We start from the raw sequence: 12,108 nt of genomic DNA, 5'->3' as shown, positions 1-12,108 counted from the left end.
TATGCCAAACACCACAAAGCAGGCTCTGGAGGAATCCCTGAAGCATATGCTGCTGAAAAAGCCCCTGGACAAGATTACCATCCGGGACATCACCGAGGACTGCGGCATCAGCCGCATGGCCTTCTACTACCACTTCCAGGACATCTACGACCTGGTGGAGTGGGCCTGCATCGAGGACGCGTCCAAGGCCCTCCAGGGGAAGAAGACCTACGAGACCTGGCAGGAGGGGCTTTTGCAGATCTTTGAGGCGGTGCTGGAAAACAAGCCCTTCATCCTCAACGCCTACCGCTGTATCAGCCGGGAGCAGATGGAGCGGTTCCTCTACCAGCTGACCTATGGCCTGATCCGGGGCGTGGTGGAAGAGCAGAGCCGGGGGACGGCCATCTCTGAGGAGGATAAGTCCTTTATTGCGGAATTTTACAAGTACAGTTTTGTAGGGGTTATGCTGGACTGGATTCGCCAAGGAATGACCGACGATCCCCAGGTGTTGACGGGAAAGATCAGCGCCGCCATGCGGGGCAGTATCGCCAACGCCATCCGAAATTTTTCGGAAACAGAATAAGAGCCGCTTTACAATCCGGGCCCGATGATTAGTTTTTGATCATCGGGCCCGGATTGTAAATAGAAGAAATGCTTTGCAGGGAGTAAAATCAAGCCATCAAAATGAATCCGGCCCGCAGAAGCGGCAGGATCGGAAAGGCGGTATCTGACATGAATAAGAAATTGGGAGCACTGACTGCAGCGGCGGCTGTAGCTGGAGCGGGCGCGGCGGTAGTCCTGGCAAAGAAGGGGGCGGGCGGCCAAAAGGCGGTGGAGAAGTCCGGGCCTGAAACCTGCGCTTCGGCCTCCTATCGGAATACGGAGCTGGGGAAACATGAGAAAAACCGCAAGGGCATCTATTATACCAACGGCAACTATGAGGCCTTTGCCCGGCCGGAGAAGCCGGAGGGCGTGGAGAACAAGAGCGCCTACATTGTGGGCAGCGGCCTGGCGGCCCTGGCGGCGGCCTGCTTCCTGGTGCGGGACGGGCAGATGCCCGGGGACCACATCCACATCCTGGAGGCCATGGACGTGGCCGGCGGTGCCTGCGACGGCATCTTCGACCCCAGCCGGGGCTATGTGATGCGGGGCGGCCGGGAGATGGAGGACCACTTCGAGTGTCTGTGGGACCTGTTCCGCTCCATCCCCTCCCTGGAGAAGCCGGGGGCCTCGGTGCTGGACGAGTTTTACTGGCTCAACAAGCACGACCCCAACTACTCCCTGTGCCGGGCCACGGTGGACCGGGGCCGGGATGCCCGCACCGAAGGGAAATTCAACCTGAGCCAGAAGGGCTGCATGGAGATCATGAAGCTCTTTATGACCCCGGACGAGGACCTGTACGACAAGACCATCGAGGACGTCTTTGACGACGAGGTGTTCTCCTCCACCTTCTGGCTGTACTGGCGGACCATGTTTGCCTTTGAGAACTGGCACAGCGCCCTGGAGATGAAGCTCTACTTCCAGCGCTTCATCCACCACATCGCGGGACTCCCCGACTTCAGCGCCTTGAAATTTACCCGGTACAACCAGTACGAGTCCCTGATCCTGCCCATGCAGAAGTACCTGGAGGAGGCCGGGGTGGACTTCCGCTTCGGCACCGAGGTCACCAACGTGATCTTCGACATCCGGGACGGCAGAAAGACGGCCACCGCCATCGAGTGCCGGGTCAACGGCGCGGAGCAGGGCATCGTCCTCACGGAGAACGACCTGGTGTTTGTCACCAACGGCTCCTGCACCGAGGGGACCATCTACGGTGACCAGGACCACGCCCCCAACGGGGACGCGGAGGTGCGCACCAGCGGCTGCTGGAATCTGTGGAAGAACATTGCCAGGCAGGACCCCGCCTTTGGACGGCCGGAGAAGTTCTGCTCCGACATCTCCAAGACCAACTGGGAGTCGGCCACCATCACCACTTTGGACGACAAGATCCTCCCCTATATCACCAACATCTGCAAGCGGGACCCCCGCACCGGGAAGGTGGTCACCGGTGGTATCGTCAGCTGTCAGGACTCCAAGTGGCTGCTGAGCTGGACCATCAACCGCCAGGGGCAGTTTAAGGAGCAGGAGCCGGAGAAGGTGTGCGTCTGGGTGTACGGCCTCTTTACCGACGTGCCCGGCGACTATGTGAAAAAGCCCATGAAGGACTGTACCGGGAAGGAGATCACCCAGGAGTGGCTCTACCACATCGGCGTGCCGGTGGAGCAGATCCCGGACCTGGCCGCCCACAGCGCCGTGTGCGTGCCCACTATGATGCCCTACATCACCGCCTTTTTCATGCCCCGGACCAGGGGGGACCGGCCCGATGTGATCCCCGACGGCTGCGTGAACTTCGCCTTCCTGGGCCAGTTTGCCGACACCCCCCGGGACACCGTTTTCACCACCGAGTACTCCGTGCGCACCGCCATGGAGGCCGTCTACGGCCTGCTGGGGGTGGACCGGGGGGTGCCCGAGGTGTGGGGCAGCGTGTACGACATCCGGGAGCTGCTGCACAGCACCGTCTGCCTGATGGACGGCAGGTCCCCGCTGGAGGTTTCGCTGCCCGGTCCTCTGGAGCTGCTGAAAAAGCCTCTGCTGAAAGCAATCCGGGGTACTGTCATCGAGAAAGTCTTGCGGGATCAGGACGTGCTCCGGGACGGCATGTGACCGTTGCTTTTTGCCCTTCTGCGTCCTGAAAACCGAGGAGACGACCGTTACCCAGAATACTTTCATCCCTAACCGGGGACTCCTTCTCAAAGATTATCGCCCGTCATGAGATTGAAAACATTGATATAATGACAAATGAAAGAGGATCGTATCGAGTTATGATACGATCCTCCTCTATTCAGATTTCCCGCCCCAGCATCCCCCTGATCATCTCATACCACTTGGCCGCCGTATGCCGGGTCACCCCGGCGCCTCTGGCGATGGCCCGGTAGCTGACCACATCGGGGTGGAACTTCATGTACATCCAGATCTTCTTCTGGGTTTTTGTGAGCTTGTCTGGCGGGGTGATACCCCGCATCTGGTCCCGTAGGGCCTGCCGCTCCGTATTCATCTGCTGGATCAGCACCTTTAGCTTCGCCTCGCACTCCTCCCGAGCGTGGGCGTAGACGCATTTGGAGTGCTTGGTGCCGTCCGGCCAGGTGGGGGAGTAGCGCCCCTCAAACAGGTGGTCATTGATCTGAGAGATGCACCCGGTGCCGGGCTTCCGGGTCTTTCTCAGCACCGGCTGGAAGTCTGTGGCCGAGTTTTGCTCTGTCTGCGCGGATTCCTCCTGTACCTCGTCGTTGCCCAGCCCCCGGTCGATCTTCGCCGCGGCCTCGCTCTGCATGTCCCCGGTGACGTGGGTATAGATGTCCAGGGTAGTGGCGGCCGACACATGACCCAGCATGGCGGAGAGGGTCTTCACATCCATGCCGTTTTCCAGGGACAGGGTGGCAAACGTATGGCGCAAATCATGAAATCTGATTTTCTTACACCCGGCCCGCTCCAGAATGATCTGGAGCCGCCGGCGCACCGCGCCCGGCGTCATGGGCACGTCCTCTTTGACCGGCGAGGGGAACATCCACCGGGAGTCCACCGTCTCCTGATACTGCCGCAGCACCTCCACCACGCCTGGCGGCAGAACCAGCCTGCGGATGGAGGCGCGGGTCTTTGGGACGCTCACCTGGAGCTGTCCCTTCACCTCATAGACCTGCTTGTTCACGGTCAGGGCCCCAGTCTTGAAATCCAGATCGTCCCACTGGAGAGCCAGTAGCTCTCCTCGGCGCAGGCCGGTGCATAAGTCCAGAAGGAACAACTCAAAGTATCCCTCCGCCTGGGCCTGGATGAGGAACCGCTGGAGCTCCTCCCGGCCCAGCACCTGCATCTCCCGGCCCCGCTTGGGCGGTAGCTTGCAGCCCACCGCCGGGTTGGTGCGGATCAGATCCTCCTGCACGGCCTTCTCCAGAGCGGACCGGCAGGCGGCGTGGAGACCGCGCACCATGGAGTCGGACAGCCCTTTGCCGAACTGCTCCGTGCGGATGAGCCGTCCACCCGTTTTCATCCGGGCATAGAACTGCTGGAGGTCCTTCTGGGCCAGCTGGTTCAGGGGAATCTTCCCCAGTTCCGGGATGATGTGCTGATAGATTTTCGCCTCGTAGTTGGCCTGGGTGGTGGGGCGGATCTGTGGTTTCACATAGTTCTGATACCAGAAGTCCAGCCACTCCCCGAAGGGCATCTCCGGCCGGACCTTCTCCGTCCTGGAGCCGGTCACCGTCTCCCGAAGCTGCTTCAGTTTCTCCTGGCACTCCCGCTTTGTTTTGGCCAGGACATTCTTTGTCCTGGGCAGGCCCTTCTCGTCGTAGCCGATGACCACCCGGCCCTCCCAGCGGACGTCCTTCCGCTGGCGGACGGAGCCCTCGCCCTTTTTACGCCGCTTACCCATGGCGGGCACCTCCCTCCGGCCTGTCTCTTTGCCACGGTTTCAGGTCTTCCCCCAGGAGATCTTCCAGGAAACCGCCCACGATGTGGCTGGCCTCCTGCTGCATGTCCGGCGTCACGTGGGTGTAGGTGTCCAGGGTGAAGCTGGCGTTGGTGTGGCCCAGGATACCGGACAGGGTCTTGGCGTCCACGCCGCTGGTGAGGGCGTGGGTGGCAAAAGTGTGCCTTAAATCGTGGAATCGGATCGCAGGCAGCCCCGCCTCTCTTAAGATTCGCTTCATCCAGTAGTAGGCGGCACTGGGGCGTACCGGCTTCTCCGGAGCCAGAGGTTCCGGGAAAATCCACTGACTGACGGCGTGCTTTTTCCGCTCCTTCAGCCGCTGGACGGTGCTGGGCGGCAGACGAATGGTCCGCCGGCCCTGGCTGGTCTTCGTCTCGCCGATCTCCAGCTCTCCGGCCTTGGGGACATTTACCGACCGAAGGACCCTCAGCGTTCCGGCCTTCTCATCGAAGTCCTGCCACATGAGACCGCAGATCTCGCCCCGCCGCAGGCCGGTGGTCAGCTCCGTGTAGAAGAAGTCACGCCAGATCTCGCTGCGGTCTACCGCTGCCAGGAAGATGTCCATCTGCTCCTTTGTGAGGATCTGTTTGGGACGATGGTTGGCCTTGGGCACCACGGCCCCGTCGGTAGGGTTCCGGGCGACCACATGGGCCGCCTCCGCGTCCTTCAGGCACCGGTGGAGCATGGCGTGGATGCGGAGCACCATGGTGTCCGACAACTCGTGCCCGTATTCCGGGTGCTCGCGGACACGGCCCTCGTGTTTCAGTTTTCGGTACAGCTTTTGGATGTCCATGCGGGTCACCCGGGAGACAATCTTGTTTCCCAGATAGGGCTTGATGTAGCACCGGATGAACTGCTCATAACTCCGCAGGGTGTTGGGCCGCAGGGTGGCGGTGCCGTAGTCCTCCATCCACCGGTCCAGCCACTCGCCCAGGGTCATGCGGCTGTCTTCGGTGAGCTCCACGTCCTGAAAGGCATCCAGGTCCCGGTGGAGCTTGTCCAGCAGTTCTTTCTGGGTCTTTGCCAGGACATACCGAAAGATGGGCTCGCCGTTTTGTTTGTGGCCCACCACGATGCGGCCCTCCCACCGGCCATCCTCCCGTTTTCGGACCATGCCGTCGCCGGACGGCCTGCGTTTTGCCATAGGCTATTCCTCCTTATTTGGGTCGAGCAGACTGCCGTCGTCCTCGTCCAGGGCCTCCAGGATCATGCGGACTCCCAGGCGGAAACCCAGGATGAAGTTCTCCAGGGCCATGGTGCTGCCGATCTCATTCTCCGCGTTGATGAGCCGGAGCAGCAATGTTTTTTCCTTGTCCTCCAGCAGAGCGGTGAGTTTCTCCTCGCACTCCGCCGACTGTTCCATAGCTTTTTTCAGGGCAGTCCCCGATTTGACGATTTGATCGTTGGGGGTGATGTTTCCAAAGTATAGATTTTCCAGTGTGTCTCTCATGTGTGCCGCCTCCTTTGTCAGCAACACACAATACCCGAACTTCCTCCAAATAGCCACCCCCAACCGCAACTATTTTCAGAAAATTAACCAAAGAAGCCCCCTCTACCCCCTGACAATTCAGGACTTTCCGGCGCATTCCTGTCCGATTTACACCACACTTACACCAAAATCAACCACACGGAGCCCTGACAAAAGCCCCAGGTCGACCGGTACCGCCGGTCAGACCTGGGGCATGTTTTGCTTATTTGGCTGTTGGAGTGTTTATCAAGTAGGATTATGATCGGACATTCGTAAATTTTCCTTGACTGTGTCTCACCTTTTCATTATAATTTATACATCAGTTAATTTGATTGGTGTATATATGACTTTTTCTGTTTACCTGATCGCGGAACAGGTGGAGACCCGTTTTCCCGACTGTTACCGCCATTTCAAAGAATTCCAGGAATCCCCGGACTACCGCCCCTATTGGGATAAATGTATGGAGGCAGTGCGGGATCGGGAACTGCTCTCACACATCATCTTCTGCAACGATTTGCTGCGTATCCCGCCGGTCAAGACCTTTCTGTTATACTACGAGCAAGATTTTATCCGCATCACTGGTCGGGAGGATGCCGCTCTGGAGCCCTTTGTAAAAAAGGCCATCGGTGCCTTCTGGGGCATGGTGTTCAAGTTTGTCCTTGGCTACCGAGAGCAGGAAAGCGTGTCCATTTCTCTGAATCAACGATTTTTCGTGCGGACAGCCACCTGTTTTCAAAATCCGGCTCAGCCGGTAAGATTGGAGGGATAGTATGGCAATCCTTACCCCAGCCCAAAGCCGCCAGTGCGCCACCTGCGCCTTTTGGGGCGGCTCTCGAAGGACTCAGGGGAAAAGTGTGGCCTATTTGGGAAGTGGCGTTTGTCGGAGTCCGAAAGCCTTGAAAAAAGGACAAGCCATGCCGGGAAGTTTTTCCGGGCACTGTCCGCAGTATACTCACTGGACGGGAAAACTGGATTTCAGCAGGAAATAGGGGGTATTCTAATGTGGAGCACAAAAAATGAGGTTTTACAGACACTTCACGATATAAAACAGAATGGGATGCAGCGGCTGTATCGAGAGGATGTGGTCACGCAAAAGGACATAATTATCCCGGATTCCGGCGAACTGCGTACGGAAATCGTGGCGGAGTTTCTTCTGTCTTATCCGGAATCGTTTGAGACGATTCACCGCATCACCAGAAGAAAGTCTTATGTAACATCCACCCATAACGGAGTATTTCGAAATACGGCATCCAACCGAGTAGAAGAACACATCGCCTATGAGCTGCGGAATATTCAACACTTCCCGGACAGTCTGGGTGAGGTGCTGGATTATCAGATTCCACTCAACTCTGTGAGAGGAGACGGTGCCGGTGCCATTGACTTAATCTCAGATGATGGATCTACTCTCTACCTTCTAGAACTAAAACGGTGGGATGCAAAAGATACTCTGTTGCGTTGTGTACTGGAAATCCTGACCTACTGGCTACTTGTCGACCGAGACAAGTTGGTGAGGGATTTTCTGGGCAGCCGAGCAATCCGCATTGTGGTACCGGCGCTCCTGATCTTCAGTGAAAGCCAGCAGCACCAAGAGCTGGATGCTCACAGGCCACACCTTGCCGCCCTGATGGACGCTTGTGATGTACGGGTCTTTCTCCTGGAACGAACACGGGACGGATACAACTGCCGTGAATACAAAAGGGTTTAACATCACGGTCCTCCGCGGCTCGAACCAGATCGGCGGCAATCTGATCCAGGTAGTCTGCGGCGGCACGAAGATCCTGCTGGATGCCGGGGAGACGCTGGAGGGGGATGCGGACATCCCACCCCAGGCCGCCTGGCTGACGAGAAGCGGCGGCTGTGACGCTGTCTTCCTCACTCACACCCACCGGGATCACATGGGGCTGGCGGAACAGGCCCACCCGAGTATCCCCCTCTATCTGGGCCGCCGGGCCTGGAAGGTACTGCGGGCTGCCAATGACTATCTGGGCCGAAAAACGCTGAACCCGGCCGGATTTCTGGAACATGGGAAGCCAATCCGGGTGGGGGCACTGACCGTTACGCCTTACCTGTGCGACCACTCCGCCTTTGACAGCTATATGCTCCTGGTGGAGGGGGATGGGCAGTTCCTGCTGTACACCGGGGACTTCCGGGGCCACGGACGCAAGTCCTTTTCCTCTCTTTTGCGGCGGCTGCCGGAGCAGGTGGATTTTCTGGTGTGTGAGGGAACCAACCTCTCCCGCCAAGGTCAGGAGGTCTGGAGTGAGAAAGAATTAGAAAATCGCGCGGTAGCTTGGATGAACCGCTGCCAGGGACCAGTCTTTGTCTTGCAGGCTGCCACAAATCTGGATCGGCTGGTGACCTTTTATCGGGCGGCAAAGCGGAGCAGCCGCATCTTTCTGGAGGATCTGTATCAGGCGGAAGTAGCTGCCGCCGCCGGGCCCAGCATCCCCCAGCCGGGCCAATTTTCCAACGTGCGGGTATTTCTGCCATCCAGTGCGTCGGCGGAGAGCGCACGTTATCAGCGGCTTTGCGGCTATGGAAGCGCCAGGATCGGACGAGCCCACATCCCGGCGGGCAGCGTGATCTGTATCCGGCCCTCCATGCGGAAGTGGATGGAAAACCTTGGGCAGCGTCTCCCCCTCGCAGACAGCGTACTGTTTTATTCTCTGTGGAGCGGCTATCGGGAGAAGCCGGAGATGTCCGAGTTCCTGTCCTGGTGCCGGGAAATGGGGATCAAAGAGGTGACGCTCCACAGCAGCGGACACGCCACGCCGGAAGAGATCCGGCAGCTGCTGGATCGGGTTCATCCAAAGGAAATCATTGCCGTTCACACCCTTTGTCCGGATTGGTTTGAGAAGGAGGGTACCACATGAAATACTTGGATCGATACCGCGGCTGTCTGCTGGGCGGCGCGGCGGGGGACGCCCTGGGCTATCCGGTAGAGTTTCTCTCTTTGACAGATATTCGGGAGCAGTATGGGTCCGCCGGTATTACAAGCTATACCCTGCAAAACGATATGGCGCAGATCTCTGATGACACCCAGATGACCCTCTTCACCGCCAACGGCCTGTTATTCTCAGAAACCCGTCAGAGGATCGGCGCACCGGGCGGCGGCTCTGTCACAGGCGCGGTGGCCGCCTGTTATCGGGACTGGCTGAAAACCCAGCGGGAGCCCGTTTGTCCGGGATCGCACGATCACACCGCATGGCTCATGAACGTCCCGGAGCTGTATCAGCGCCGGGCTCCGGGCAATACCTGCCTGGATGCGATTGCCCAGGGAGCCAAGGGGACGATGGAACGGCCCATCAACCGGAGCAAGGGATGCGGCGGCATCATGCGGGTGGCGCCGGCTGGGCTCTGGCTGACGAAGCCGGACGGCGCCGGACGGTTGGCCGCCCAGCTGGCCGCGCTCACCCACGGCCATGAACTGGGGTACATCCCCGCCGGGGTTCTGGGCTACTGCGTCAGTTCCCTGGCCCACGGGGAGACGGATTCTATCCTGGATGCAGTACAGGGCGGTCTGGAGTGGGCGGGTCGGGAGTTTGCTGGAGCGCAGCATCTCTTGGAACTGCTCGATCTGGTACAGAAGGCCATTTGCCTGTCCGGAAAGGACATGGAGGATGCCGACGCGATCCAGGAATTGGGTGAGGGCTGGGTGGCGGAGGAGACCCTGGCCATTGCCGTTTACTGTGCTTTGAAACATGAAAATGACTTCGACCGGGCCCTGATTGCGGCGGTGAATCACGACGGAGACAGCGACTCCACCGGAGCGGTGACAGGGAACCTGCTGGGGCCACGGCTTGGTCTTACAGGTATTCCGTCTAAATACCTGGAGCATCTGGAATTGAGATCTGTGCTTCTGGAACTGGCGGATGATCTGTGCCAGGGTATTCCTCCCTCTTATGGAAAACGGCTCCCGCCGCTGGTTCGTACATCGGGAGCACCGGTATCAGAACCGGAACCGGGAATCCCAGAGCTGGCCCTCTGGGACGCTAAGTATAATACCGCAACTTACATACCGAAAAATATAGACTGAAGTATTTTCTATTGGGAAATGCCACAGAGCGTTTGGCTTGCTGAAAGTGAGCCAAACGCTTTTTTATGGACGAAAGGCGCTATCCATCGAACAGCATGGGAAATGGAGAAGGAGGCAGAGATAATGTGCGAATGTCGCTTCAATTAAAGAAATTTTTATGATAGGCTGATATTTTTTTGAGAATTCACATATAGTAAGTCAGTCAATCGAGGAAAGACGAAAAAAGGCATATCGAAAACAGGTACGATTCTGTATCGTAATCTACAACAGGCTACATCAACACCAAGGCGGCAGGGTGCCGTACAATCTTGGAAGTCAAAAAGGAGGGTATTACAAGCAACAGGTTCCAGCAAAAGCAAAGGTGCAGAGACGGCAGGGCGATCCACCCCACACGGCAGCCAGCCGTGGAGGGACAGAGAACCCCAGGACAACGAGGGTCATGCGGTTTCCCGGCGGAAACCGCTGACGGTGGGGGCGATACACCCCCAAAGCCGTTGCCGTGTCCCGTTCCTCCCGGCTCCGGCCGGGAAAACGGGCACGGGAACGGCCCCATGATGGAAGCGCAACCATCTGAAAAAACGCGCTTGTCTCAACACACCTTTTGCTTTTGAATTTCGCGTGAAAATTCACTTTTTAGAGTGGGAGGGCGGCAAGTAAACGGGCGGGCATGAAATGCACGCACGGTTACTTGTCATGCCTGGAAGGGGGAACCTGTATGAAGAAACTGAAAGGGGCGGCAAAACGGATCTTCGGCGGCCTGCAACACCGGCTGTCAGACTTGGCACGGTTCGGCAAAAGCAAGCACGAGGCCAAGCAAGTTGCACGGGAAGCGTACATAAAAGAACACGGAACTCTGGAGGGCTATAACCCGGCCAAGGTGGACGGGATTTTTAGTATCGGCACCATGGAGACCTACCGGGCCGCTATGAAACCTTTCGCGGAGTGGTGTGCCGCCCACAAGGTGAAAAATGCCGCTCAAATCACCAGGGCCCATGCCGCCGCTTACTTGTTGGAGCGGGAGACCAAGGGGCTGTCCCCCTGGACGGTGAGCCGGGACATGGCCGCCATCAACAAGGCGCTGGGTTTTGATCTTTCCAAGAAGGAGTTGGGTCTGCGCTCCCGTAAGAAGTCAGAGATCACCCGCAGCCGGGAGGAGACGGAGAACGACAGGCGGCGGTTTTCAAAATATCAGGATCAGATCACCGTTGCCAGGGCCTGCGGGTGCCGCCGTGCCTCGGTTACCAGGATCATCCCTAATGACTGTGTCCGCAACAGCCAGGGCCAGGTGGTGGGGATCAGGCTGGTGGAAAAGGGCGGCAAGGAACGTGTAGCGCCCGTTCTCAACGACTTTAAGGAGCGGGTGACCTCCATCGTGGACAAGGCCCAGGAAGCCGCCAGGCCCCTGTTTACGGCCTATGACAGCCACATCGACAACCACCGCTTCCGGGCTGAGTACTGCGCCGCCCTGCTCCGCCAGCTGGAACAGGAGCAGGCCCGGGGAAAACCCTGGTTTGGCGGTGACCTGAGTCCTCAGAACTATATCCATCTCTCTGGACGGGACAAGCACTGCGGCGACACCTACCGGGGGCACCCTACTCAGGTGGTCGCAGCCGTCAGTGGGGCCATGGGTCACAACCGCCTGGAGATCGTCTTTTCTCACTACAACTATACGGAGTAGCCGTCCCCTGATAGTCTGGAAAACGCTTGCCTATGATAAGCTACCTGAGTTTTTCGGGAGTTTTGAGAAAGGTGGTGATTTCCGTGCTGACGGTTCCTATTTGGGAAAAAGCAAATCTCTCTTTGGAGGAAGCGGCGGCCTACTACGGGATCGGGATCAACAGGATTCGGGCCCTGACGGATACAGATGACTGTCCCTATGTGCTGTGGGTGGGCAATAAGCGGCTCATCAAGCGCAAGGCCTTCGAGAAGTATCTGGAAACTCTGTATTCTGTCTAGCTGTAGTGGCAATTGGGGCCCTGATATGGTAAAATAGCCGCCCTGCGGCTATTTTACATTCAATTTGAGCCATTTTTCTCGCCCCTTACGGGGCAACCGAAAAATATGGCACATTATATCACCCCGGCTGCCGCCGTTGTGGTATAA

General features: G+C 58.1%; 11 protein-coding genes. 8 read left to right on the top strand and 3 right to left on the bottom strand.

Going from position 1 to position 12,108, the window contains the following annotated elements:
- Position 1 precedes the first annotated feature (1 nt).
- Positions 2-562 (top strand): TetR/AcrR family transcriptional regulator, encoded by a 561-nt coding sequence (locus I2G69_RS06600; RefSeq protein WP_195560467.1) that lies wholly within the window; start codon positions 2-4, stop codon positions 560-562.
- 149 nt (positions 563-711) lie between these two features.
- Positions 712-2,682, top strand: a complete 1,971-nt coding sequence (locus I2G69_RS06595; RefSeq protein WP_195560466.1) for an oleate hydratase — start codon at positions 712-714, stop codon at positions 2,680-2,682.
- 178 nt (positions 2,683-2,860) lie between these two features.
- On the opposite strand, the gene I2G69_RS06590 is transcribed toward I2G69_RS06595, so the two are convergent.
- The 3 genes from I2G69_RS06590 to I2G69_RS06580 are packed head-to-tail and all read right to left on the bottom strand — an operon-like array spanning position 2,861 to position 5,951.
- Positions 2,861-4,444 carry a tyrosine-type recombinase/integrase gene (locus I2G69_RS06590; RefSeq protein WP_195560465.1) on the bottom strand — a complete coding sequence of 528 codons (1,584 nt, stop codon included), beginning with the start codon at positions 4,442-4,444 and terminating at the stop codon, positions 2,861-2,863.
- Positions 4,437-5,645, bottom strand: coding sequence for a tyrosine-type recombinase/integrase (locus I2G69_RS06585; protein WP_195560464.1), 1,209 nt, complete (start codon positions 5,643-5,645; stop codon positions 4,437-4,439). The genes I2G69_RS06590 and I2G69_RS06585 overlap by 8 nt, the downstream gene beginning before the upstream one ends.
- A 3-nt stretch (positions 5,646-5,648) precedes the next feature.
- Complete coding sequence (locus I2G69_RS06580; protein ID WP_087397577.1) at positions 5,649-5,951, bottom strand: DUF6809 family protein; 303 nt, start codon at positions 5,949-5,951, stop codon at positions 5,649-5,651.
- 361 nt (positions 5,952-6,312) lie between these two features.
- Between I2G69_RS06580 and I2G69_RS06575 the strand changes: the two genes are divergently transcribed.
- The 6 genes from I2G69_RS06575 to I2G69_RS06550 all read left to right on the top strand — a co-directional run bounded on the left by I2G69_RS06575 (position 6,313) and on the right by I2G69_RS06550 (position 11,961).
- Complete coding sequence (locus tag I2G69_RS06575; protein WP_195560463.1) at positions 6,313-6,738, top strand: hypothetical protein; 426 nt, start codon at positions 6,313-6,315, stop codon at positions 6,736-6,738.
- 231 nt (positions 6,739-6,969) lie between these two features.
- Positions 6,970-7,674, top strand: a complete 705-nt coding sequence (locus tag I2G69_RS06570; RefSeq protein WP_195560462.1) for a hypothetical protein — start codon at positions 6,970-6,972, stop codon at positions 7,672-7,674.
- A complete protein-coding gene (locus tag I2G69_RS06565) occupies positions 7,655-8,842 on the top strand; it encodes an MBL fold metallo-hydrolase (protein WP_195560461.1) in 1,188 nt (395 codons plus the stop codon). Before I2G69_RS06570 ends, I2G69_RS06565 begins: the two co-directional genes overlap by 20 nt.
- A complete protein-coding gene (locus tag I2G69_RS06560; protein WP_195560460.1) occupies positions 8,839-10,005 on the top strand; it encodes an ADP-ribosylglycohydrolase family protein in 1,167 nt (388 codons plus the stop codon). The genes I2G69_RS06565 and I2G69_RS06560 overlap by 4 nt, the downstream gene beginning before the upstream one ends.
- Before the next feature lie 715 nt (positions 10,006-10,720).
- Positions 10,721-11,683 carry a site-specific integrase gene (locus I2G69_RS06555; protein ID WP_195560459.1) on the top strand — a complete coding sequence of 321 codons (963 nt, stop codon included), beginning with the start codon at positions 10,721-10,723 and terminating at the stop codon, positions 11,681-11,683.
- A 71-nt stretch (positions 11,684-11,754) separates the two neighbouring features.
- Positions 11,755-11,961, top strand: coding sequence for an excisionase (locus I2G69_RS06550; RefSeq protein ID WP_442858886.1), 207 nt, complete (start codon positions 11,755-11,757; stop codon positions 11,959-11,961).
- Positions 11,962-12,108 lie beyond the last annotated feature (147 nt).

Source organism: Anaeromassilibacillus sp. D41t1_190614_C2, assembly GCF_015558525.1.
Lineage (GTDB): Bacteria > Bacillota > Clostridia > Oscillospirales > Acutalibacteraceae > Anaeromassilibacillus > Anaeromassilibacillus stercoravium.
The sequence above is the reverse complement of the archived record's forward strand: the minus strand, read 5'-3'. Positions and strand labels throughout refer to the sequence as shown.